The sequence below is a fragment of the Bacillus sp. 05T21 genome (assembly GCF_056396785.1).
This window is the reverse complement of the sequence record NZ_JBFTMD010000001.1, coordinates 565,125-587,830: the sequence shown is the minus strand read 5'-3', so window position 1 is coordinate 587,830 and position 22,706 is coordinate 565,125. Positions and strand designations below refer to the sequence as shown.

The 22,706-nt window shown below is 35.1% G+C and carries 23 protein-coding genes, 2 pseudogenes and 2 riboswitches; of the genes and pseudogenes, 17 read left to right on the top strand and 8 right to left on the bottom strand.

All coding sequences use genetic code 11. From position 1 onward, the window contains the following. Window positions 1-64: 64 nt before the first annotated feature. Window positions 65-694 (top strand): MBL fold metallo-hydrolase, encoded by a 630-nt coding sequence (locus AC1DKZ_RS03140; protein ID WP_002143145.1) that lies wholly within the window; start codon window positions 65-67, stop codon window positions 692-694. A gap of 9 nt (window positions 695-703) precedes the next feature. Continuing rightward, entirely contained in the window at window positions 704-1,816 is a 1,113-nt protein-coding gene (locus AC1DKZ_RS03135; RefSeq protein ID WP_002088639.1) for a class I SAM-dependent methyltransferase, read from the top strand. Window positions 1,817-1,966: 150 nt separating this feature from the next. On the opposite strand, the gene AC1DKZ_RS03130 is transcribed toward AC1DKZ_RS03135, so the two are convergent. The 4 genes from AC1DKZ_RS03130 to metI all read right to left on the bottom strand — a co-directional run bounded on the left by AC1DKZ_RS03130 (window position 1,967) and on the right by metI (window position 5,637). Next, on the bottom strand, window positions 1,967-2,257 hold the full coding sequence (locus AC1DKZ_RS03130) for an ArsR/SmtB family transcription factor (protein WP_000894375.1): 291 nt from the start codon (window positions 2,255-2,257) through the stop codon (window positions 1,967-1,969). A gap of 433 nt (window positions 2,258-2,690) precedes the next feature. Next, window positions 2,691-3,203 (bottom strand): cysteine hydrolase family protein, encoded by a 513-nt coding sequence (locus tag AC1DKZ_RS03125; RefSeq protein WP_242308246.1) that lies wholly within the window; start codon window positions 3,201-3,203, stop codon window positions 2,691-2,693. Window positions 3,204-3,364: 161 nt separating this feature from the next. Then, window positions 3,365-4,528 (bottom strand): cystathionine beta-lyase, encoded by a 1,164-nt coding sequence (metC, locus tag AC1DKZ_RS03120; RefSeq protein ID WP_476995634.1) that lies wholly within the window; start codon window positions 4,526-4,528, stop codon window positions 3,365-3,367. Further along, on the bottom strand, window positions 4,525-5,637 hold the full coding sequence (gene metI, locus AC1DKZ_RS03115; RefSeq protein ID WP_002143142.1) for a cystathionine gamma-synthase/O-acetylhomoserine thiolyase: 1,113 nt from the start codon (window positions 5,635-5,637) through the stop codon (window positions 4,525-4,527). Before metI ends, metC begins: the two co-directional genes overlap by 4 nt. Before the next feature lie 89 nt (window positions 5,638-5,726). Continuing rightward, window positions 5,727-5,840, bottom strand: a riboswitch (SAM riboswitch). A gap of 202 nt (window positions 5,841-6,042) precedes the next feature. Further along, window positions 6,043-6,152, top strand: a riboswitch (SAM riboswitch). Between the two features lie 71 nt (window positions 6,153-6,223). On the opposite strand from metI, the gene AC1DKZ_RS03110 reads away from it, so the two are divergent. The 6 genes from AC1DKZ_RS03110 to AC1DKZ_RS03085 all read left to right on the top strand — a co-directional run bounded on the left by AC1DKZ_RS03110 (window position 6,224) and on the right by AC1DKZ_RS03085 (window position 13,942). Beyond that, window positions 6,224-8,056, top strand: a complete 1,833-nt coding sequence (locus AC1DKZ_RS03110) for a bifunctional homocysteine S-methyltransferase/methylenetetrahydrofolate reductase (protein WP_476995633.1) — start codon at window positions 6,224-6,226, stop codon at window positions 8,054-8,056. After that, entirely contained in the window at window positions 8,056-11,454 is a 3,399-nt protein-coding gene (gene metH, locus AC1DKZ_RS03105; protein WP_476995632.1) for a methionine synthase, read from the top strand. The genes AC1DKZ_RS03110 and metH overlap by 1 nt, the downstream gene beginning before the upstream one ends. An 18-nt stretch (window positions 11,455-11,472) precedes the next feature. After that, window positions 11,473-12,531, top strand: a complete 1,059-nt coding sequence (locus tag AC1DKZ_RS03100; protein WP_476995631.1) for an undecaprenyldiphospho-muramoylpentapeptide beta-N-acetylglucosaminyltransferase — start codon at window positions 11,473-11,475, stop codon at window positions 12,529-12,531. Between the two features lie 95 nt (window positions 12,532-12,626). After that, window positions 12,627-12,869, top strand: a complete 243-nt coding sequence (locus tag AC1DKZ_RS03095; RefSeq protein WP_085960924.1) for a DUF3966 domain-containing protein — start codon at window positions 12,627-12,629, stop codon at window positions 12,867-12,869. A 98-nt stretch (window positions 12,870-12,967) separates the two neighbouring features. Continuing rightward, entirely contained in the window at window positions 12,968-13,345 is a 378-nt protein-coding gene (locus AC1DKZ_RS03090) for a nucleoside 2-deoxyribosyltransferase (RefSeq protein WP_002088632.1), read from the top strand. Window positions 13,346-13,453: 108 nt separating this feature from the next. Further along, window positions 13,454-13,942, top strand: coding sequence for a hypothetical protein (locus AC1DKZ_RS03085; protein WP_002015119.1), 489 nt, complete (start codon window positions 13,454-13,456; stop codon window positions 13,940-13,942). Between the two features lie 34 nt (window positions 13,943-13,976). Here the strand turns inward: AC1DKZ_RS03085 and AC1DKZ_RS03080 are convergent, their stop codons facing one another. Beyond that, entirely contained in the window at window positions 13,977-14,288 is a 312-nt protein-coding gene (locus AC1DKZ_RS03080) for a hypothetical protein (protein WP_002129099.1), read from the bottom strand. Window positions 14,289-14,540: 252 nt separating this feature from the next. Here AC1DKZ_RS03080 and AC1DKZ_RS03075 point away from each other — a divergent pair, with 252 nt between their 5' ends. Continuing rightward, window positions 14,541-14,756 carry a DUF3912 family protein gene (locus tag AC1DKZ_RS03075; RefSeq protein WP_219303540.1) on the top strand — a complete coding sequence of 72 codons (216 nt, stop codon included), beginning with the start codon at window positions 14,541-14,543 and terminating at the stop codon, window positions 14,754-14,756. A gap of 373 nt (window positions 14,757-15,129) precedes the next feature. Here the strand turns inward: AC1DKZ_RS03075 and AC1DKZ_RS03070 are convergent, their stop codons facing one another. From AC1DKZ_RS03070 to AC1DKZ_RS03060, 3 genes are all read right to left on the bottom strand, one after another. Beyond that, a complete protein-coding gene (locus AC1DKZ_RS03070; RefSeq protein WP_219303538.1) occupies window positions 15,130-16,524 on the bottom strand; it encodes an L-cystine transporter in 1,395 nt (464 codons plus the stop codon). Between the two features lie 107 nt (window positions 16,525-16,631). Then, a complete protein-coding gene (locus AC1DKZ_RS03065; protein WP_002015110.1) occupies window positions 16,632-16,874 on the bottom strand; it encodes a DUF2626 domain-containing protein in 243 nt (80 codons plus the stop codon). 129 nt (window positions 16,875-17,003) lie between these two features. Next, window positions 17,004-17,699: a helix-turn-helix transcriptional regulator gene (locus tag AC1DKZ_RS03060; protein ID WP_476995630.1), complete on the bottom strand. Its 696-nt coding sequence runs from the start codon at window positions 17,697-17,699 to the stop codon at window positions 17,004-17,006. Between the two features lie 205 nt (window positions 17,700-17,904). Here AC1DKZ_RS03060 and comGA point away from each other — a divergent pair, with 205 nt between their 5' ends. The 8 genes and pseudogenes from comGA (at window position 17,905) to AC1DKZ_RS03020 (ending at window position 22,662) form a co-directional block, all read left to right on the top strand. Then, a complete protein-coding gene (gene comGA, locus AC1DKZ_RS03055; RefSeq protein WP_353825465.1) occupies window positions 17,905-18,948 on the top strand; it encodes a competence type IV pilus ATPase ComGA in 1,044 nt (347 codons plus the stop codon). Beyond that, a pseudogene (comGB, locus tag AC1DKZ_RS03050) lies at window positions 18,935-19,971 on the top strand (competence type IV pilus assembly protein ComGB). The gene comGA and the pseudogene comGB overlap by 14 nt, the downstream one beginning before the upstream one ends. 11 nt (window positions 19,972-19,982) lie before the next feature. Further along, window positions 19,983-20,282, top strand: a complete 300-nt coding sequence (comGC, locus tag AC1DKZ_RS03045) for a competence type IV pilus major pilin ComGC (protein WP_002088623.1) — start codon at window positions 19,983-19,985, stop codon at window positions 20,280-20,282. Then, on the top strand, window positions 20,279-20,734 hold the full coding sequence (gene comGD, locus AC1DKZ_RS03040) for a competence type IV pilus minor pilin ComGD (RefSeq protein ID WP_002165074.1): 456 nt from the start codon (window positions 20,279-20,281) through the stop codon (window positions 20,732-20,734). Before comGC ends, comGD begins: the two co-directional genes overlap by 4 nt. After that, the gene (locus AC1DKZ_RS03035; protein ID WP_476995721.1) at window positions 20,727-21,023 is read left to right on the top strand and encodes a type II secretion system protein; all 297 of its coding nucleotides are present in this window, start codon (window positions 20,727-20,729) and stop codon (window positions 21,021-21,023) included. Before comGD ends, AC1DKZ_RS03035 begins: the two co-directional genes overlap by 8 nt. After that, window positions 21,007-21,470, top strand: a pseudogene (gene comGF / locus AC1DKZ_RS03030) (competence type IV pilus minor pilin ComGF). Before AC1DKZ_RS03035 ends, comGF begins: the two are co-directional and overlap by 17 nt. Beyond that, on the top strand, window positions 21,467-21,838 hold the full coding sequence (gene comGG, locus AC1DKZ_RS03025; protein WP_016096113.1) for a competence type IV pilus minor pilin ComGG: 372 nt from the start codon (window positions 21,467-21,469) through the stop codon (window positions 21,836-21,838). The pseudogene comGF and the gene comGG overlap by 4 nt, the downstream one beginning before the upstream one ends. 173 nt (window positions 21,839-22,011) lie before the next feature. Beyond that, window positions 22,012-22,662, top strand: a complete 651-nt coding sequence (locus AC1DKZ_RS03020; protein ID WP_476995629.1) for a 2OG-Fe(II) oxygenase — start codon at window positions 22,012-22,014, stop codon at window positions 22,660-22,662. Window positions 22,663-22,706: the final 44 nt, after the last annotated feature.

The window sequence follows — 22,706 nt, the reverse complement described above, 5'->3', positions numbered from 1 at the left end:
TTTCCTAAGAGAAAGAAATGTTGTATCATTAAAAGTAAATTAAATAACTGGAGGAGATTTTCATATGAAATGGATACAAATGCCTTTAGGCCCATTACAAACAAATGCTTATATTTTAACGAATGATCAAAATGAGTGTATTATTTTTGATCCTGGTCATGAAGGAGAGAAACTTGTTACATATTTACAGGAAGCGCAGTTAAAGCCACTTGCGGTTTTATTAACACATGCTCACTTTGATCATATTGGTGCTGTTGATGCCGTGAGAGACGCTTTTCATATTCCGGTATACGTACATAAAGAAGAAGCGAATTGGTTAGGCGATGCAACTGTGAATGGCTCGCAAATTTTTATGATGAACCGCAGTATTACAGCAAAACCAGCAGATCATATTATTGACGAAGAGGGTACATTAACGATCGGTTCTTTTAGTTTTGAAATTTTTGAGACACCAGGACATTCTCCAGGAAGTATTTCTTATTATAGTAAAGAAGCGAATGCTGTATTTTCTGGAGATGTATTGTTCCAAATGAGTATTGGAAGAACGGATTTACCTGGTGGAAGTTTTGCTGAATTAATTGGAAGTATTGAAGAGAAATTATTTGTATTACCAGATGAAACAGCGGTGCTATGTGGACACGGTCCAGAAACAAGCATTGGTTTTGAAAAAGAAAATAATCCATTTTTACAATAAGGAGTCATTATGGGGATGGAGCTCAATTTAAGAGAATGGATGGGAAAAGAAAAGGATCATTCGATTTCATATAGTACGTATATGAACCTCGTATTATATGCAGAGGAACATGGGTATTATATGAGAGAACGTGAAAAAATTGGAAGACAGGGAGATTTTTTTACGAGTAGCAATGTATCTTCTGTATTTGCGAAGACTTTTGCTAAGTTTTTTATTCGGCTTGTTGAAAAGGGAGAAGTTTCTCCAAATATTTGTGAGATTGGTGGGGGAACAGGAAAGTTTGCCTATGATGTTTTACAAGAATGGAAACAATTATCCCCGGAAACCTTTATCAATTTAAACTATTCAATTATTGAAGTGAGCCCTTTTCATAGAAGGCTACAACAGGAGAGGCTTTGCTTATTTGATAATGTGTCGTATTATACATCTTATATTGAAATGGGAGAGTCTTTCGAAGGAATTATTTTTTCGAATGAATTATTTGATGCGTTTCCTGTTGAGATAGTTGAGAAAAGAAATGGAATTTTGTATGAAGTACGTATCACTTATACAGATGAGGGAAACCTTACAGAAGTATTTAGACCGATAGAGAAAAGAGTCGGTCGTTACTTATTGAAATATAACATTCATATTGCTGAGGGACAGCGCTTTGAAGTGCCTATTGCAATGGAAGAGTATATAGAAGAGATTGCGAAATGGTTTCAGAAAGGTATATGTATTACAGTTGATTATGGATATACAAAAGAAGAATGGATGCATCCTGCACATCGTGAAGGAAGTTTAAGAGGATATTATAAGCACAAGTTAATTCGTAATCCTCTTGCATATCCAGGAGAAATGGACCTTACTACGCATGTTCATTGGGATGAGTTGAAGATGAATTTTGAGCTGCAAGGAATTAATACGATATGGCATAGGAAGCAATCAGAGTTTTTGTTAGCAGCAGGAATATTAGATCAGCTTGCTAGCCATCAAGATACCAACCCTTTTTCTGAAACTCAAAAACTAAATAGAGCTATTCGCTCTATGATTTTGAACGGAGGATTAGGTAATGCTTTCGATGTTGTTATACACACAAAAGATATGAAGAATTTACTTTTGAATCAATATTTAACGATATGAAAAAAACAAGACACAGTATTTTCTGTGTCTTGTTTTTTAATACGACTTTTAATTATGTAGCATTATATATTTTCTCTCATGATATATATTTATATTAAAGATATGAGATGAAAAATATAGAATACACTCTTTTTCTCTGTCTATAGGTCCCTAACCTAATAATACGCGAACGAGTTGAATAATTGTTTCGTTTTCTACTTTGTAGTAAATTTCCAATCCTTTTCTTTCACTAGAAACGATTTTAGCACTTTTTAACTTTGCTAAATGCTGTGAAATTGTAGATTGTGGCATGTTTAAGCCTGTGTACATTGTAGAAACGTTGCTTGGGCCACGTTCAATTAATCCCTTTACAATACATAAGCGAACAGGATGAGCAAGCACTTTCAATAATTCTGCATTGCTTTCATATAGTTCTATTTCTTTTTGAAAGGTTTCTAACATGTTCTTTTCCACCTCCGTGTGAGCTGTTATACCATACTATACATACCAAAAAATCAAAGAAAAGAAAACAGTTGTTGCAGAAAAAAAGTCCTAAAGTAAAGAAATTGTAAGAAAAGAGACCCTGATGTAAATAAAATAGATAAATTTGCACAGTTTTGTAAAATGACATTTTTGAGTGAAAATTTTGATGCGTTTCAAAAATTGAAAGATATAGATATATTCGTAACACAATTTTATCATGATTTTCTTATTCTTTCAAATGAATATACAAAATTTTTAAAATAATATGACAAAGGAATTATAATGTTATATATAGAATATATAACAGGTTAAAAGAAAAGAAGCTGATTATGATCAGCTTCTTTATGATGATAATGAAATGTTTGGATGTAACTGATAAATCTTAGAATAATTAAGTCATTAGTCATTTATTCTAGAGTTCATCTTGTATCAATTTTAAAAATCTGTGATTCCATATATTCTCATAAAAATTAATTGTCTCTTTTGCGGACATAAATGGATTATTTAACGTAGAGGTTGTTTTCTGTACCATGAAGTTTTCGTATCCCAGTCCATGGGCAAATTTAATCGTAGCATCCATACAGTACTCTGTTTGGGCACCACAAAATTCAATACGATGTACAGATAATTGGTCTAAAATCTCTTTTAAGTTCGTTTTATAAAATGAATTTGCATGTGTTTTTCTTACAAAAAAATCTTGTTCTTGAACATCTAGATCGGTATGAATAGCCCAAAGTTCTTTTTCGGGTACTAAATCATCATCACAATGTTGAACAAAAATGATTGGTTTATTTGATTTTCTATAGGAAGAAATTCTTTTATTTACTTTTGTAAGCAAGTTTTGTAAATCAAATAAATGCTCTCCGCTATAACATACCCCATTTTGTAAATCGATAACGATTAAAACATCTGCACAAGTATCCATTATTTTTGCCCCTTTTTTACTTTTTAATATATCAATTAATTCATTACTTGGAAATAGATGGTGCTCTTTCGTTTTTTTATGAACTATACGAAAAGTAAAAAATATACTTAACGGCATAAAAAAGAAGATATGAAAACTTAATTTCATATCTTCTGTTCGTCCTATGCATTTACAGGTTCTTCTACATAAGAAAGGGCATTTTTAAAATCGGATATTAAATCGTCAACATTTTCAAGGCCAACGGATAACCGAAGTAATGAATTAGAAATACCTCTTTCATCACGAGCTTCTTGCGACAGTGCTGCATGTGACATTTTAGCTGGGTAGGAAAGAATCGATTCGACAGCTCCTAAACTAACTGCGAAGACAGGTAATTTTACTTTTGATAAAAATTGGCGGAGTGCGTCTTCTGATTGTAAAGTGAAAGATAGGACAGCTCCGGCTGATGTAGCTTGAGATTGTTGAATGTCAAATCCAAGATGTGTTTGTAAGCCAGGATAATAGACATTTTGAACTTTAGTGTGCTCTTGTAAATAGTGTGCAATTTTATTGGCGTTTGCAGCTGAATGCTCAAGACGTACATGCAATGTTTTTAGGCCGCGAAGTACGAGAGAACAATCTTGAGGACCTAAAATAGCGCCGAATGCATTTTGTAAAAATCCAAGTTTTTGAGCGAGTTCGGCATCTTTTACAACTGCTAATCCGGCAGTAACATCACTATGACCGGCAATGAATTTTGTGGCACTATGAAGAACGACATCTGCGCCAAGATCAAGCGGTTTTTGAAATAGTGGTGTCAAAAATGTATTATCAACAAAAGTAAGAGCACCAATAGATTTTGCAAGATTAGAAACAGCACGAATATCTGTCACTTTTAAAAGTGGGTTAGAAGGTGTTTCTACATAAAAGAGCTTCGTATTTGGTTTAATGTTTTCTTTTACTTCTTCCACATTGGTCATATCCACAAATGTATGTGAAACACCATAACGGGAGAGAACTTCAGTAACAATTCGATAAGTGCCTCCATATACATCTTCTGAAATAAGAACATGGTCACCTTGTGAAAGAAGGAGAAATGCAGTAGAAATGGCTGCAATGCCTGATGCAAAGGCAAATCCTTTTGTCCCGCCTTCTAATAAAGCAATGATATCTTCAAGAGCTTCACGTGTTGGATTTCCAGATCTACTATAGTCATACTTTCCGAAAGCATCTACATCAAACTGATGGAATGTTGATGTGTTATAGATGGGAACGTTAACAGCTCCTGTGTGTGTGTCATGCTTGTATTGATTATGCAGTAAAAGCGTATCTATGGAATAACTCATATTCTTACACCTTCTTTTACAAGTTTAATTGCTTGCTTTAAGTCTTGAATTAAGTCGTTGCTATTTTCGATGCCGACTGAAAAACGGAGAAGACGATTACACACACCACGTGCTGTTCGAACATCTTCTGGAATGTCGGCATGAGTTTGCGTTGCTGGATAAGTCATTAAACTTTCGACGCCGCCAAGACTTTCAGCAAATGTAATTAAGGATAAAGATTGTAAGAAAGGATTAATCCAAGTTTCATCTTGAAGGCGAAATGAAATCATACCACCTCTTCCTGGATAAAATACATCTGTCACACCATCTTCATCATTTAAATAAGCAACAATTGCATGAGCGTTTTCTTCATGCTGTTTCATGCGAAGTGCTAAAGTCTTCATCCCTCGAATTAATAGCCATGAATCAAACGGGCTTAAGACAGCACCAGAGGCATTATGATAATGAGCAAGCTCCTCGCAAAGAGATTTCCCTTTCGCAACGACAAGTCCGCTTAGTACATCGTTATGACCGCCTAAATATTTAGTTGCGCTATGAAGGACGATGTTTGCACCTTCTGTTAATGGTTGCTGTATATAAGGTGTATAGAACGTGTTATCTACAATAAGAAGTAGTCCGTGCCTTTTCGCTACACTTGCTACACTTACGATATCAGTTACTTGCATTAATGGATTAGTCGGTGTTTCTATGAAAATAGCCTTCGTTTGAGATGTGATTGCTTGCTCAATTTGTTTAATAGATTGTGTATCTACGTATCTACATCGAATATTCCACTTGTCTTCATGTTCGGAAAATAGACGATATGTTCCCCCGTATAAGTCTTCAGATACGATAAGCTCATCTCCGGAACGGAATAGTGAAAGGACAAGGAGAACAGCCGCCATTCCTGAACTACAGGCATAACCTTGCTCACCGCTTTCTAAGTCTGCAATTGCCTGTTCTAAAAGACCGCGAGTCGGATTTCCAGTTCTTGAATAGTCAAAACCAGTAGATTTACCAATTCCTTCGTGACGATAAGCAGTTGAGAAATAAACAGGTGGATTAACAGTTCCTGTTGTAGCTTCGCTACGGTTCCCGATTTGTGCTAGTTTTGTTTCGATTGTTGACATGTGAAAATTCCCCCTTTTTAAAGTGAACGACTAAGTGAAAATAAAAAAAGCCTTCTAAGAAGAAGGCTTTCGGATTGAATAGAGTCTTCTTCTCATCTGTCAAATCTTTCACAATTTGCTGGAATTAGCACCTTATTAACGAATGAATGTTAATGGTTGCTGAGGCGTCAAAGGGCCAGTCCCTCTACCTCTCTAGATAAGAATGTTCGTATGAAATTTTATTATGGTTTTAACTTTACAACAAAAGATAATTGAATTGCAACTTTATTTTAAATAATTTTTATTTTTCCGCAAGTGTCATTGACTTTTATTTTAGTGCGTGCTAAATTTATAAAAAATTAACAAACATTGTTAAAAGGGGAACGTATTTCCTTTTAGCTACATAAATAAAATAATAAAGACAAACTCTTATTGAGAGCGGTGGAGGGAAAGGCCCTGTGAAACCCGGCAACCTTCAAACTAAATGTTTGAAACGGTGCTAAAACCTGCAAAACGTGTGTTTTGCATGATAAGAGGAGGAACAATTATGTCCCCCTCTTCAAAGTGAAGAGGGGTTTTTTTATATTGATAGAAATGAGGGAGATTCGTGAAATTACTAGATTTATTATCAAAAGGAATTGTAATAGGTGATGGTGCAGTTGGAACTTTATTACATTCTCATGGTTTACAAAGTAGTTTTGAAGAATTGAATTTGTCTGATCCGGACTTAATTATATCGATCCATAAACAATATGTAGCTGCTGGAGCGGATGTTATTCAAACGAATACGTATGGTGCGAATGAAGCGAAACTCCGCATGTATGGTCTAGAAAATCAAGTTGTCCAAATTAATAAAGCGGCAGTGAATATTGCGAAAGCATCAGTAACAGAGCGGAATGCAATTTTAGGGACAATTGGAGGTATGAAACATATTGGTGCTGTTACAACGACTGATATAGAGCGAGAATTTATGTTACTTGAGCAGGCAGGTGCTTTACTAGAAGAACAGGTTGATGGATTACTATTAGAAACTTTTTATGATGAATTTGAATTATTGCATGCGGTTAAAGTATTGCGTAAACAAACGAATATTCCGATTGTTGCTCAGTTAGCGTTACATGAGGCAGGTACGACTCAAAATGGGAATGATGTCAATGAAATATTAAAACAGCTTTTAGATTACGGTGCCAATGTTGTTGGGTTGAACTGTCAACTAGGCCCGCTTCACATGACGGAAGCTTTCAAAATGATATCGATTCCTCAAAATGGCTATTTATCAGCATATCCGAATGCAGGTCTCCCGAATTATGTGGAAGGGCGTTACGTATATGAGGGAAGTCCAGCGTATTTTGAAGAAATGACACCAAACTTTATTGAACAAGGTATTCGTTTATTAGGTGGTTGTTGTGGTACTACCCCGGAACATATTGAAGGAATGAAACGTGCTATTGCAAATGTTGCACCTGTAATAGCAAAGGAGACGATTCAAAGGCCTAAAGTGGTCCATACACATGAGAAGCGTTCGAGAGCTCATGTTACTCTAGCAGAAAAGGCAAAGAAACAAACGACAGTTGTAGTGGAATTAGATCCACCGAAAACGTTAGACACGCAGCGTTTTTTTGAAGGGGCAAGAGCACTGAAAAGGGCTGGAGCGGATGCTATTACTCTAGCAGATAATTCATTAGCATCTCCTCGTGTTTCGAATATGGCTATGGGTGCATTATTAACGAAGCATGATATTCCAGTATTGACGCATTTAACGTGTAGAGACCATAACGTCATTGGACTACAGTCTCACTTACTTGGATTATCAGCATTAGGTATGGAGGAAGTGCTAGCTTTAACTGGTGATCCAGCGCGTGTTGGTGATTTCCCAGGTGCAACTTCTGTATATGATTTGTCATCGATAGAGCTCATTAAAATGATTAAAGAGATGAACGACGGTCGCTCTATTTTAGGGAAATCAATTGGTCCGGCAACAAGATTTTCTGTTGGAGGTGCATTCAATCCTCATGTAAGGCATTTAAAAGCAGCGGTCAAGCGAATGGAACGAAAAATTGATGCTGGTGCTGAATATTTCTTAACGCAGCCGATATATGATGTTGCTTTAATAGAAGAAGTATATGAAGCGACAAAGCATTTGGAACAACCTATCTTTATTGGAATTATGCCGTTAGTAAGTAAGCGGAACGCAGATTTTCTTCATTTTGAAGTGCCGGGTATTACTCTCCCTGAAGAGATAAGACAAAGAATGGATGGACATGAAACGAAAGAGGCAGCCATAGAGGAAGGGATTCGTATTTCACAAGAGTTGATCGATGCGGCGATGAAATACTTTAACGGTATGTATCTTATTACACCGTTTTTAAAATATGAAATTACAGAACATCTCGTGAAATATGTGAGAGAAAAGCAAGAAGTGAAAGAAGGTATTAATTGATGAAACGAATAGAAGAGAGATTACAACATGAAATTTTAATATTAGATGGTGCAATGGGAACGATGATCCAGCAAGAAGACTTAACAGCGGAAGATTTTGGAGGAGAAGAATACGAAGGTTGTAATGAATATTTAGTAAAAACAAGACCGGATGTTATTTTAAATATTCATAAAGTCTACATTGAAGCTGGAGCAGATATTATTGAAACGAATACGTTTGGTGCAACAAATATTGTATTAAGTGATTATGCATTGTCTCATTTAGATGAAGAGTTAAACGAAAGGGCAGCGCTTTTGGCGAAGCAAGCGGTTAAAGAAAGTGGGAAAGAAGTGTATGTTGCGGGAGCGATGGGACCAACGACGAAAGCGATTAGTGTTACAGGTGGTGTGACTTTTGAAGAGTTAATTGAAGCCTATACAAGGCAAGCGAGAGGACTATTAAGAGGAGAAGTTGATGTATTACTCGTTGAAACGAGTCAAGATATGCGTAATGTGAAAGCTGCGTACATTGGAATTCAAGCGGCGTTTGAAGAACTAAACAAAATAGTACCTATTATGATTTCTGGAACAATTGAACCGATGGGAACGACTTTAGCGGGTCAAACGATCGAAGCCTTTTATTTATCGGTAGAGCATATGAAGCCATTATCGGTTGGATTAAACTGTGCTACTGGTCCAGAATTTATGAGGGAACATATACGTTCCCTATCTGATTTATCGGAGTGTTATATTTCGTGTTATCCAAACGCTGGTCTTCCTGATGAAGATGGGCATTATCACGAATCTCCAGCGTCACTTGCTGAAAAAGTAAAACGTTTTGCTGAAGAAGGATGGATTAATATTATTGGTGGTTGTTGTGGCACAACACCAGAACATATACGTGTAATGAAATCAGCGCTTGCCTCGATTAATCCTCGTGAGCATCATGAAAGGGTTGGACATGGAATTAGTGGACTAGAAGCGTTGCAATATGATGATTCTATGAGGCCTTTATTTGTTGGAGAAAGGACGAATGTAATTGGATCGCGTAAGTTTAAAAGATTAGTAGCAGAAGGGAAATTTGAAGAGGCTGCTGAAGTGGCAAGAGCGCAAGTGAAGAAAAATGCTCATATTATTGATATTTGTATGGCAGACCCTGATCGTGATGAAATAGAAGATATGGAAAAATTCTTGGCAGAAGTTACGAAAGTGTTAAAAGTACCGATTATGATTGATTCAACAGATGAAAATGTTATGGCGAAAGCTCTTACTTATATTCAAGGAAAAGGTGTTATCAATTCTATTAATTTAGAGGATGGAGAAGAACGTTTTGAAAAAGTGACACCCCTTCTTCGGAAATACGGTGCTGCGATAGTTGTAGGGACAATTGATGAAGATGGTATGGCAGTTAGTGCAGAAAGAAAGATAGAAATTGCTAAAAGAAGCTATGAATTACTAACGAAAAAGTATGGTATACGCCCATCTGATATTATTTTTGATGCGCTTGTGTTTCCTGTAGGAACAGGTGATGAAGAATATATAGGTTCAGCGGCAGCGACTATAGAAGGGATTCGTCTTATTAAAGAAGCGTTACCAGAATGTTTAACGATTCTAGGTGTGAGTAATATATCTTTTGGTTTACCACCAGCTGGACGTGAAGTATTAAACTCTGTCTTTCTATATCATGCAACGAAAGCAGGATTAGATTATGCGATTGTTAATACGGAAAAATTAGAACGCTATGCGTTAATTCCAGAGGAAGAAAAACGTCTTGCGGATGCATTATTATTTGAAACGACGAAAGAGACGTTAGAAAAATTCACAAACTTTTACCGTGTTGCCAAAAAGAAAGAAGTCGCTACACAAGAAACGCTAACGCTTGATGAACGACTGGCAAATTATATTGTGGAAGGTACGAAGCAAGGACTACAAGAAGATCTAAGTCTCGCGCTTACAGAAGGACGAAAACCTCTGGATATTATTAACGGGCCGCTTATGACAGGAATGGATGAGGTGGGGCGATTATTTAATGGTAATGAGCTTATCGTTGCTGAAGTATTGCAAAGTGCTGAAAGTATGAAAGCTGCCGTAAGTTATTTAGAGCCACATATGGAATCTAGTGAGAGTGCAAAAAAAGGGAAAGTATTATTAGCGACTGTTAAAGGAGACGTACATGATATTGGGAAAAACCTCGTTGAAATTATTTTATCAAATAACGGATATGAAATTATTAATTTAGGAATTAATGTTCGTTCGGATCGAATTGTTCAAGAAGTACAAGAAAAGAAACCTGATATTATTGGCCTTTCTGGTTTGTTAGTAAAATCAGCGCAACAAATGGTAACGACTGCTGAAGATTTAAAAGCAGCGAATATTGATATTCCAATTGTTGTAGGTGGTGCAGCACTAACGAGGAAATTTACAGATAATCGTATTTCTCCATCTTATAAAGGGCTCGTATGTTATGCAAGTGATGCAATGACAGGTCTTGATATTATTAACAAATTACAAAAAGAAGAAGAACGTGAAAAGATGAAGCGAGATAAAAAGGAACGCCATCTTCATATTGTGAAACAAGAGGAGAAAAAAATAGAAATTCCCGCAGTTATTGAGCCGTTGCCAAAAGCAACTGTTATAGTGCCAGATTCGACGAAACGAGTTGTATTACGGGATATTCCTGCCCTTCATCTTGCACCGTTTTTAAATAGACAAATGTTAATTGGACACCATCTTGGGTTAAAAGGAAACGTAAAAAAACTCTTGCAAGAAGGGGATAAAAGAGCACATGAGCTAAATGATTTAATTGATGAATTATTACAAGAAGGACAATCTTGGTTACGCCCAAAAGCGGTGTATCAATTTTTCCCGGCGCAAAGTGATGGACAAAATATAATTATATACGATCCGGAAAATTACACACGTATTATAGAGCGATTTGAATTTCCGAGACAAGGGAAAGCACCATACCGTACTTTAGGAGATTATATACGCCCGATTGGAGATGAGATGGATTATGTCGCTTTCTTATCTGTTACCGTTGGAGAAGGGGTTCGAGATATTGCAGAGGAATGGAAGGCGAAGGGAGATTATTTACGCAGTCATGCGATTCAGTCGTTAGCACTTGAATTAGCAGAAGGACTTGCTGAAAAAACACATATGCTCATTCGTGATCGTTGGGGAATTCCAGATTCACCTGAACTGACGATGGAAGAGAGATTCCGTACAAAATATAGAGGAATACGCGTATCATTTGGTTATCCAGCATGCCCAGAACTTGCTGATCAAGAAAAATTATTTCGCTTAATTCATCCAGAAGAAATAGGTATTTCATTAACAGAAGGATTTATGATGGAGCCAGAAGCGTCTGTAACGGCTATGGTATTTTCTCACCCTGAGGCAAGGTATTTTAGTGTACTATAGTGTAGAAGGGGGAGACGTATGAAAAAAATAGTCTTTACAGGTGGCGGTTCGGCCGGGCATGTAACACCTAATTTAGCAATTATTCCACATTTACAAAAGCAGAACTGGGATATCTCTTATATTGGTTCTCATCAAGGTATTGAGAAAACGATTATAGAAAAAGAAGGAATCCCATACCATAGTATTGCAAGCGGGAAGCTACGTCGTTATTTTGATTTGAAAAATATAAAAGATCCTTTTCTCGTGATGAAGGGTGTTATGGATGCGTACGTAACAATTCGTAAACTAAAACCGGATGTTATTTTTTCAAAAGGTGGTTTCGTATCCGTACCAGTCGTAATAGGAGGGTGGCTAAATAGGGTGCCAGTTTTATTACATGAATCTGATATGACACCTGGACTAGCAAATAAAATTGCGCTCCGTTTTGCCTCGAAAATATTTGTTACATTTGAAGAAGCAGCGAAACATTTACCGAAAGAAAAAGTAATATATACAGGATCGCCTGTACGTGAAGACGTACTAAGAGGAAATCTTGAAAAAGGTTTAAAGTTTCTAGGGTTTTCCCGGAAGAAATCAGTTATTACTGTTATGGGAGGAAGTTTAGGCGCAAAGAAAATTAATGAAACGGTTCGATCGGCACTTCCAGATCTTCTGAAAAATTATCAAATTGTGCATCTTTGCGGAAAAGGAAATTTTGATGAATCCTTACAAAATAAAGAAGGATATAGACAATTTGAATATGTACATGAAGAGTTGCCGGATATATTAGCAGCAACAGATTTTGTTATTTCACGTGCGGGATCCAACGCGATTTTTGAATTTTTAACAATGCAAAAGCCGATGGTGTTAATTCCGTTATCGAAATTTGCAAGCCGTGGAGATCAAATTTTAAATGCTGAATCCTTTAAAAGACAAGGGTATGCATCGGTATTATATGAAGAGGATGTAACGGTGAACTCACTTATAAAGCATATAGAAGAGCTATCTCATAATAATGAGACGTATAAAACAGCATTAAAAAAATATAATGGGAAAGAAGCGATTAAAACTATCATTCAACATATTTCAGAGGCATGATTAAACAATCATGTCTTTTTTAGTAGGATGAAAGATTCCAAGAATTGATATTTTTATGTTACAATAACAAATGGTTAATAGGGAAATTCCAATTGATTAAGCGTGAAAATACGAATGGATTAGGAGTGACTGTGTTGGAGCTAAGTCTCTATGAAAATACTGCACTTATTATATGCTTTGTGTTGTACGTTGGTAGTGTTATTGTTTATATTTCACGGAAATTTTCACAAGAACGAGAGCTTGAAAAATCAGAAATAACAGCTGAACTAGAAATGTTAGCTGATGAAAGTTATAAAAAACAAAAAATAAAAGAAGATCATGAGGCACCCCATCATTGAAACGCAAATAAGTTCTAAGGATGGGGATTTTTTTTTGAAAAAATCCCATTAACGCTAAAAAAGGAGTTTCCCCATACATATTTAAGGAGTGAATATAAATGAAATTTTATATTGCTTCAGGATTTCAAAATAAACATCTTGTTCGTTTCGTATCAAGCCAGTTGAAAGAATTGGGATGGCATCATACATATGATTGGACGAAAAATGAAAGAGCAACCAATAGAGAACAATTGCAAAAGATTGGTGAAGAAGAACAAGAAGCGATACGAGAAGCTGATGTTTTCTTACTCATACTAGAGGGTGGGAATGGAAGTCATACAGAATTAGGGATGGCAATTGCTTTAGAAAAGAAAATTTATATATATCACAAGGGCAATGAGTTGCAAACTACATTCTACCATTTACGAGAAGTTGATATTTTCGAAGGAGAAATTGAGGGACTTGTCTCATATATATTGAATAAGGTGGAATGTTAGACGTGGGAATGCAGCGAGAAATATTTTTTGCAAAAAAAGAGTGAAGGTTACCATTAGGCTATTTTGGGCACAGTTATTATAAGTAAAGCATATAAAGGAGTTATAAATATGAAATTAGAAAATGGATGGGAAACAAGTTTTTTAGAGGTTGTACAAAACAGTGAATTTAAGAAAGATGCAATTCTTAGTCAATTGCTTTTTGCGGATAGTGAAGAAGTAGAAGAGCTTGTTGATGATTACGGTTATGAAGAGATTATTGAACGCGAACATGATGATGAGTTAGCAGGAATTTTAGGAGAAGAACTTTTCAGTGAGCTGGAGCGAAACGTATTCTTATCTCCACAGCCAGAAGAAAAACTTATTTCATTCGTAAATGGATTAGGTTTTCATGTGTTAGATTGGATTGTGCTTCTTGAAACAGAATTTGGCATTGATAGCGCAAACTTCACATCGGATGCAGTGAAAATGTTAGAAAAGCGCTTTAGACAGTTTCCCTATATAGAAGAGAAGACAATTTTTGATATGACGTTTGAAGAAGCGATGGATGTATTAGAATCTGTTACAGGATTACAGCTGAAGGGGAAAATGAACGTATAATGAAAAAGAACGTGATAGCTTCACGTTCTTTTTTTTACATAATAATAATTTTATCATCTAGCTTTGTTTGTCCAGTAAGAAGTGCATTTAAATACTCTACTTTTCGTATGCAAGCTTGTATATGTCTTTCAACCTCTTGTAACTCTGCTTGGTGATGCGTTTCAATTGGATGAATTTGTACGTTAAATTTTTCGAATTGACTACTATATGTTATTTCTGCATAGCCGCTCATAATATCGGTTTCGTTATGAAATAAAAATTGCTTCGTTTCTTCACAGAATGATACATCCTGAAAGCCATATACTTTTAATGCTTCAATTACTTTGTTAATCATGTTTGTATTCATTTTTTAACCCTCTTTACGAAGTTCTACTTTTATATTATAACATAAAAAATTACGTAGAAAGCGCTTCCAAGTGTATTTTATTATAAACTTTACGTTTCAATCATAAAAATGAAACAAAGAAAAAATAATTGTAAAGAAGGAAGGACTCTTTTATTGTTTCGTCATATATATAGAGAAATAGTGCAATGAAAGGAAATTTTCCGAGGTGGAGATTGTATTTCCAATTTGAGCGCAGTAAAAGAGGTGAGAATCTTGAACTTTGATATTGTAGGACAAAAAGCATATATAAAAGATGGGCCGCATCGGAACCGAATTGGAACTGTAAAGAAAAATGAAAAACAATTAGAATCCCATTTTGCTATTGTAATTGGGGAACAAAGTATTGCTGTAGAGCTAAAGGATATCGTGTTAGTTGGAGTAGATGTAGGACAATTTCATACATGGTGCGAGCAAAATGGTTATTTGTGAAAGGGACGGGCTGTGAGATAATGAAATATATTTGAGAAAAGAGAATATGTTATTATATTCTCTTTTTTTATGTGTAAGGAGATAGAAATGAAGTATAAAGAACGAGATTTTACATTGGAGTTAAAAGAGCAACTAGAAGAGTTTTTAGTAGAAGTATAAAGATTGGTTTTTATAAAAATCCGAAAAGATATATAATTTATTTATAATTATCTATTCTAATATACAGGTGGTGTTTTACTATGGTTGAAGTAATCGGTAGAGCTTTATACATAGTGTTTGAAACAATATGTTATGCCTTATGTATAAAAGATAAAGAGGAAGATGAAAAGAACTAAAAAAGGACGCTAACAGTTTTTGTTAGCGTCCTTTTTTATTATGAAGCAATCTCACCAGTTTTTACATCATCTTGATTGTACGTATCCTGATCTAATTCACCAAGCCATTTACTAGAAATAAGACCAGCTGTCATCGAACCACTTACGTTAAGAGCTGTACGACCCATATCGATTAATGGTTCAACTGAGATAACAAGAGCGACAATGCCGATTGGTAAGTTCATTGTAGATAGTACGATTAACGCTGCGAATGTTGCACCGCCACCAACGCCGGCAACACCGAATGAGCTAATAGCAACGACAGCGATTAAAGTTAAAATAAATTGTGGTTGTAATGGATCGATTCCTACGGTTGGAGCGACCATCATAGCAAGCATTGCTGGATAAATACCTGCGCAACCGTTTTGACCGATAGATACCCCAAAGGATGCAGCGAAGTTAGCGATTCCTTCAGAAATACCAAGCTTTTCTTTTTGAGCTTCAATATTTAATGGCATTGCACCAGCACTAGAGCGAGATGTGAATGCAAATGTTAATACAGGGAACACTTTTTTCAAATATTGAATTGGATTTAAACCAGATAGTGCGATTAATAATAAGTGAATGATAAACATTACGATAAGAGCTACGTAAGACGCTAACACGAAGTTACCAAGTTTTAAAATAGCATTTATATCGCTACCAGCAACTGTCTTTGCCATAAGAGCTAATACGCCGTATGGAGTAAGACGTAAAATTAATGTTACCATACGCATTACGATTGCATATACAGCATCAAGCATTTTCTTAAATAGCTCTGCTTGTTCTGGATATTTTCGTTTTACACCTATAAAGGCAATCCCGATAAAGGCTGCAAATATTACAACAGAAATTGTTGATGTTGGACGAGCACCTGTTAAATCAAGAAAAGGATTCGTAGGCAACAGTTCTAACAATTTGTCTGGAATTGTTGTCTTTTCAATAGAAGTAAATCTTTCTTCTACTAATTTCAGACGAGCAGATTCTGCATCACCTTGTTGTAATCCTGTCGCTGATACATCAAATCCTGCGCTTGCTGCGATACCGACAGCTGCGGCAATTCCTGTAGTAAGAATTAAAATTCCGATAATAAGACCACTAATTTTACCAAGGTTTTTCGTTAATTGTAATTTTGTAAATGCTGAAATAATAGATACTAAAATAAGTGGCATAACGATCATTTGAAGCAACTTCACATAACCGTTACCAATTAAACCGAACCAGGTATTTGATTCGATAATTACTTTAGAAGTAGGCTCATAAATAAATTGTAATATAAGACCAAATATAATTCCGACTCCTAAAGCAGTAAATACACGTTTATTAAAAGATACATGCTTACGTTGCATATAATACAATACGCCAACTAAAATGAGCATGACTGTGATGTTAATTCCGACAAGCATTGTATTCATGTTAATTCCCCCTAATTCCAATGTGTTATATAGAATATAAGGTAATAAAACCTATAAGTCAACTAGGGAATTGCGGGATTAAAAAAAAGATGGCAATTTGCCATCTCTTAATGCCCAGCTCCAGGGACAAGTAAAAATGTTGTGTACCATGTAAATCCGATGAAGAAAACGGTTAAATATGCCCCGAATACGTATATATACATACGCTCTGTTAATTTTAAATAACTTAAAAGTACGAAGAATCCTGTTTGTCCTAAAAATAGTAGTGCGGTCGAATGCATATCCCCTACGTAAAACATAACCGAGAAAATTCCAGTCCAAAAGCCGAGAACGCGAAACATGCGCTCCATGCCATCTCCCTCCTTTTCTAAAAAAAGTAAAACCTCTTTTCATTATAGTTTATTTTTCTAACTATTGTAAATATTCATTCATATAAAAAAGAAGCCAATTATAATATTGACTTCTTCTTAGTTGAAAAACTAAATTTGAACTTTATAGTTACAAGATTTGCAGCCATCTAGTAGACTATCGTTTCGTGTTAATTCCACGTTCGGGAATAAGATTTCAAAAATCCCTTTCATCATATCTCCGTGCATGTTACAAATTTCAGTTGGATGATGCGCAGCAACTTCTTTAAACGGACAATTGTGTACATCATAGAAAATTTTTGTGCCATCCGTACTTATTTCAAAAGCAGGAGATAAACCAGCTGTTGAGAATGCTTCTTTTGCGATTTGTATTTTTTGTTCTATCGTCAATGCTTCTGCACTTACATTTAAGCGATGCATATGTTGTTGCATTAATTCTTTACCGAATTGTTTCCCTGTTTCATATAGCGCTTTTTCACCAGCACTACCTAAGCTTAGCAGTGAATTAAATGCTATCTGCGCTAATAATTGATAATCGCGAAATGGGAATTGTAACTGGATGACATCTTGAGACAAGACGTATAGTCTGCTTGGTCTGCCGCCTTTCCCAGTTTTTTTTGTTTCTGATTTGAGCATATTAACATCTTCTAATTTAGATAAATGTAAACGCGCTACGTTTGGATGAATGTTAAACTCATCTGCAATTTCTTGTACAGTTACGTAATTATGCTTTTGCGAAATATATTTATAAATGTAATAACGAGTAGGGTCAGATAACACACCTGTAATTTTTAAAGCTTGTTCCATTAGGATCTCCACCTTTATCACTTTATCCAAGATATTAACATTATAATACAGATAAACTTCCATATAGGTAATTTCAGACAATAATTCAGAAATTGTTCATAATTTCACAAACATATTTTCCCTTTTTATCCTAGTGAAAATACAAAATCTCTAATTTTTCTTGTGCATTTTTTTATGATATATACATAGTGAGGAGGGAAACTTGATGAATAGTGTCGAGCTTTTTGCAAATATGATTATGAAAGAAGCTTGTGGGGTGCAAGCATCGGACTTACATATTGTGCCCAGGCAGAAGGATGTGGCGATTCAATTACGTATTGGAAAAGATTTAATTACGAAACGGTGTATTGAAAAGGGATTTGGAGAAAAGCTTGTTTCGCACTTTAAATTTTTAGCATCAATGGATATAGGAGAGAGGAGAAAACCTCAAAATGGTTCGTTGTACTTACAAATTGATGGACAAGAAGTGTATTTACGCCTTTCAACACTTCCAACAGTATATCAAGAAAGTCTCGTTATTCGCCTCCATTTACAAGCATCTGCTCAGCCGTTGTCTCACCTTTCGTTATTTCCAAGTTCAACGGAAAAATTACTCTCTTTTTTAAAGCATTCGCATGGGTTACTCGTATTTACTGGGCCGACTGGTTCTGGAAAAACAACAACAATGTATGCGTTATTAGAAGTAGCTAGAAAATGGCAAACACGTCGCATCATTACACTAGAAGATCCAGTTGAGCAAAGAAAAGATGGTTTATTACAAATTCAAATAAATGAAAAAGCTGGTATCACATATAAAACGGGATTAAAGGCTATTTTGCGTCATGATCCAGATATTATTTTAGTTGGCGAAATTCGTGATGAAGAAACAGCAAAAGTAGCTGTAAGGGCCAGTTTGACGGGACATTTAGTAATGACAACCTTGCATACAAATGATGCGAAAGGAGCGATACTACGATTTATGGATTATGGTATTACAAGGCAAGAAATTGAACAATCATTATTAGCAGTAGCTGCTCAGCGGCTCGTCGAATTAAAATGTCCATTTTGCAGAGGGAAGTGTGCAACTTTATGTAAATCAATGAGGAAAGTGAGACAGGCAAGCATTTATGAACTGTTATATGGATATGAATTAAAACAAGCGATTAAAGAAGCAAGTGGAGAACATGTTACGTATCACTATAAAACGTTGGAATCGTCGGTTCGAAAAGGGTATGCTTTAGGCTTTTTAGAAGAAGATGTATATGTTTAAGAGAAAATGGAGTTTAAGTGATCAAGCATTATTATGTAAAAGATTAAGTGATTTATTAGAGAAAGGTTACTCACTTTTGCAGGCGTTAGAATTTTTGCAGTTGCAACTACCATTAGGGAAGAAATTACAGTTACAGCGTATGATCGAGGGATTGAAAAATGGACAAAGTTTGCACGCTTCTTTTCACCAATTAATGTTTCACTCTGAGATGTTAAGTTATTTGTTTTATGCAGAGCGACATGGTGACATTTCTTTTGCTTTGCAACAAGGGAGTGTACTTCTTTACAAGAAAGATAAATATAGGAAAGATATGATGAAAGTAATGCGATATCCTATGTTTTTATCATTTTTTTAATGATTATGCTTTCTGTTTTTAACCTCATTTTATTGCCTCAGTTTGAAATGATGTATAGTTCTTTACGTTCTACAGCACCACCACTTACGGAGCAAATTTTAGTTGCAATTAAATTATTACCCTACTTCATTTATATCATTTTTCTTATCGTTATAACGGGATTTAATTTATATATATTTTATTTTCGAAAACTTCCGCCTACTCAAAAGGTAAAGATTATGATCCGTATTCCCCTTATGAAAACATTTCTTATTTTAAATCATTCGCATTATTTTTCCACTCAATTAAGTGGCTTATTACACGGTGGATTGTCGGTACACGAAGCATTAACAATAATGATGAAGCAAAAGTGTCATCCGTTCTTTCAGTATGAAGCAGACCGAATTGAGCGGCAATTAATTGCAGGAGAACCGTTACAATCTATTATTGATAAAAGCGGTTATTACGAGAAAGAACTTTCTTATATCATTACGCATGGACAAGCAAACGGTAATTTAGCAAATGAGCTTGGTGATTACAGTGAGCTCATTATTGAAAAAGTAGAACAAAAAATTAAACGTATGTTATTTGTGATTCAACCCATTTTATTTACATGTCTTGGGGTTATAGTCATTTTGATGTACTTAGCGATGATTATGCCGATGTTTCAAATGATGAATTCTATATAGGGGGCATTTACATGCAGAATGAGGAGGGTTTTACTCTTTTAGAAATGTTATTAGTTATGGTTGTCATAACTGTATTATTACTATTAATTATTCCAAATGTAGTTACACAGCGCTCATCCGTCCAAGGAAAAGGATGTGCAGCCTATGTGAAATCTATAGAAGCACAAATACAAGCATATCACTTGCAACATAATAAGATTCCATCAATAGAGGAACTTGAAACAGGAAAGTATATTACTTCAAAAACTTGCCCGAAAGGTGAACCAATCCATATTTCCGATGATGGTACGGTATCAGCTGGGAAATCGTGAAGCAAAAAGGTTTTACTCTTTTAGAAATGCTACTTGTCTTATTTGCTATTTCTGTACTGAGTGTTGTTACGCATTTTAACGTTACTTCATTACATGAAAAACAAAAAGTTGAGCAGTTTTTGAAACAGTTTTCAAATGATATTTTGTATATGCAGCAGTTAGCGATTAAGCGTCAAAAACATTATACGTTACGCTGGTTTAAAGAGAAACATATGTATTATATTTCGGAATCGGAGACAGCCCTTTTAATTGCTAAGGGAGAATATGATAAAGATGTCCAAATTGATCTGCATACCTTTCCAAATCCAATGACATATAATCCGAGCGGGAATATTAATAGGGGTGGTACGATTTTACTTTCCTATCGAGGGTATAAATATGAGATTGTATTTCAGCTTGGAAGAGGGAGATTTACGTATCGTGAAGTGTCAAAAAGGATCAGTAATGGTTGAAATGGTTGTAGCGTTAAGTTTAATAATGATGGCGGTATTGTTATTGCTCCCGCAAACATTATTAATTATGCAAGAAAGAAAAAATATAAAAATGAGCTATAAAGCATTAATATTATTAAAAAAAGAAGCGGCCTTATTTAAGTATGAGAATGAGGAAAAGCGAGTAAAAGAGCAAGTCATAAAAGGAATTGTATATTACACATATTGGAGAGGAGATGAAGTTTGTACGATGTGGAAAGATATGAGAGGAAAAGCGATGGAGCAATGCCTTTATGCAAAGGAAAAATAAAAAAGAAGCGGGATTTACATTAATAGAAATGATTGCATGTTTGTTGCTTTTATCAATGTTCTTTTTACTTTTACCGCGTCTTCATATTATGGGGATAGAAAATACACATTCAAAAGGATTAAATGACTGGGAGTGGGATGTGTTTTTAGGACAAATGCAATTAGAGTTTCGTGAAGTATTAAGTGGGAGGAAGATAGAGTTAGAAAACGGTGGGAATATTTTACGCTTCCAACTTCGTAATGGTGATCAGGTGACGTATGAAAAGTTGAATAGTAATTTAATAAGAAAAGTAAATATGCGCGGAAGGGAATTTATATTACAAAGGATTGAAGCGATTTCGTATAAATTAACACCTCATTTGTTATATATATATATGTGAAAGATATAAGTGGTGAAATATATGAAGGCGTGGCTGTGCGCTATAGTGAAATTGAGATAGAAACATGAGAAAACAAGATGGATTTGTAATGCCAGGAACAATTATTTTTCTTATTTTATTCATTTCATTTTTGATGTACGAAACGAATATGTTACTTTCGGATAAAAAATTTTATTCTGAAATAGAACAAAGTTTTTTCATGGAGGAACTTGTTGATCGAGCTATTTCAGATATAAAAAGAGACTTACAGCAAAAAGAAAAAGAGGATGTTTTTTTATTTCAGTATGAAAGAGGAGAAGTGAGTGGAAAGTACGTCTTTGAAAATGATGTTATTATCATTTCTTTGCAATGTGTTACAAAACAGAGAGTTTTCTATACAGTGAGCTTTCACTATAGGAAAAAGGATAATAAAATATTTGATTGGGTAGAAGGATAATATGTAAAATATATGGAGAAGAACCATGAGTTTCTATTGTGGAGGGAGTCAATTTCTTTGAGGAAAGGGATAAGAACGATGTTTAAAAGTTTAAATTTTCTCAAAAAAGAGAAAGGTAGAAAGAATGTGATATATTCATGCTATCCAATCATTTTTTCTAGGGAGATAAGAAAATGACAAATAACAATCAAATAGGTGAAAATAAGGAACAAACTATTTTTGATCATAAAGGAAATACGATTATGACAGAGGATAGGGAAATACAAATTATTTCAAAATTCGAAGAACCTCTTATTGTTGTATTAGCAAATGTATTAAGTGATGAAGAGTGCGCTGAATTGATTGAATTGTCTAAAAGCGATATGAAACGTTCTAAAGTTGGTTCATCACGTGATGTAAATGATATTCGAACGAGTAGTGGTGCATTTTTGGAAGAGAATGAACTTACTTCGAAGATTGAAAAACGAATTTCATCTATCACGAATGTTCCTGTAGCGCATGGAGAAGGATTGCACATTTTAAATTATGAAGTGGATCAAGAATATAAAGCGCACTATGATTATTTTGCAGAACATAGCAGGTCAGCTGCTAATAATCGTATAAGTACTCTTGTGATGTACTTAAATGATGTAGAAGAAGGCGGGGAAACATTCTTTCCGAAATTAAATCTTTCTGTACACCCTAGAAAGGGAATGGCAGTATACTTTGAGTACTTTTATCAAGATCAATCACTAAATGAGCTTACGTTACATGGAGGAGCACCTGTAACGAAAGGTGAGAAATGGATTGCAACGCAGTGGGTGAGAAGAGGTACTTATAAGTAAAAGCGAGTATGTTACGTTTTGTTCTTCATTTTACAAGAAGAACA

Bases quoted from the DNA above. Each gene is read 5' to 3' on its own strand.
- AC1DKZ_RS03140 (WP_002143145.1), top strand. From the start codon at position 65: ATGAAATGGATACAAATGCCTTTAGGCCCATTACAAACAAATGCTTAT.
- AC1DKZ_RS03135 (WP_002088639.1), top strand. From the start codon at position 704: ATGGGGATGGAGCTCAATTTAAGAGAATGGATGGGAAAAGAAAAGGAT.
- AC1DKZ_RS03130 (WP_000894375.1), bottom strand. From the start codon at position 2,257: ATGTTAGAAACCTTTCAAAAAGAAATAGAACTATATGAAAGCAATGCA.
- AC1DKZ_RS03125 (WP_242308246.1), bottom strand. From the start codon at position 3,203: ATGGATACTTGTGCAGATGTTTTAATCGTTATCGATTTACAAAATGGG.
- metC (WP_476995634.1), bottom strand. From the start codon at position 4,528: ATGAGTTATTCCATAGATACGCTTTTACTGCATAATCAATACAAGCAT.
- metI (WP_002143142.1), bottom strand. From the start codon at position 5,637: ATGTCAACAATCGAAACAAAACTAGCACAAATCGGGAACCGTAGCGAA.
- metH (WP_476995632.1), top strand. From the start codon at position 8,056: ATGAAACGAATAGAAGAGAGATTACAACATGAAATTTTAATATTAGAT.
- AC1DKZ_RS03100 (WP_476995631.1), top strand. From the start codon at position 11,473: ATGAAAAAAATAGTCTTTACAGGTGGCGGTTCGGCCGGGCATGTAACA.
- AC1DKZ_RS03090 (WP_002088632.1), top strand. From the start codon at position 12,968: ATGAAATTTTATATTGCTTCAGGATTTCAAAATAAACATCTTGTTCGT.
- AC1DKZ_RS03085 (WP_002015119.1), top strand. From the start codon at position 13,454: ATGAAATTAGAAAATGGATGGGAAACAAGTTTTTTAGAGGTTGTACAA.
- AC1DKZ_RS03080 (WP_002129099.1), bottom strand. From the start codon at position 14,288: ATGAATACAAACATGATTAACAAAGTAATTGAAGCATTAAAAGTATAT.
- AC1DKZ_RS03070 (WP_219303538.1), bottom strand. From the start codon at position 16,524: ATGAATACAATGCTTGTCGGAATTAACATCACAGTCATGCTCATTTTA.
- AC1DKZ_RS03065 (WP_002015110.1), bottom strand. From the start codon at position 16,874: ATGGAGCGCATGTTTCGCGTTCTCGGCTTTTGGACTGGAATTTTCTCG.
- AC1DKZ_RS03060 (WP_476995630.1), bottom strand. From the start codon at position 17,699: ATGGAACAAGCTTTAAAAATTACAGGTGTGTTATCTGACCCTACTCGT.
- comGA (WP_353825465.1), top strand. From the start codon at position 17,905: ATGAATAGTGTCGAGCTTTTTGCAAATATGATTATGAAAGAAGCTTGT.
- comGC (WP_002088623.1), top strand. From the start codon at position 19,983: ATGCAGAATGAGGAGGGTTTTACTCTTTTAGAAATGTTATTAGTTATG.
- AC1DKZ_RS03035 (WP_476995721.1), top strand. From the start codon at position 20,727: ATGGTTGAAATGGTTGTAGCGTTAAGTTTAATAATGATGGCGGTATTG.
- comGG (WP_016096113.1), top strand. From the start codon at position 21,467: ATGAGAAAACAAGATGGATTTGTAATGCCAGGAACAATTATTTTTCTT.
- AC1DKZ_RS03020 (WP_476995629.1), top strand. From the start codon at position 22,012: ATGACAAATAACAATCAAATAGGTGAAAATAAGGAACAAACTATTTTT.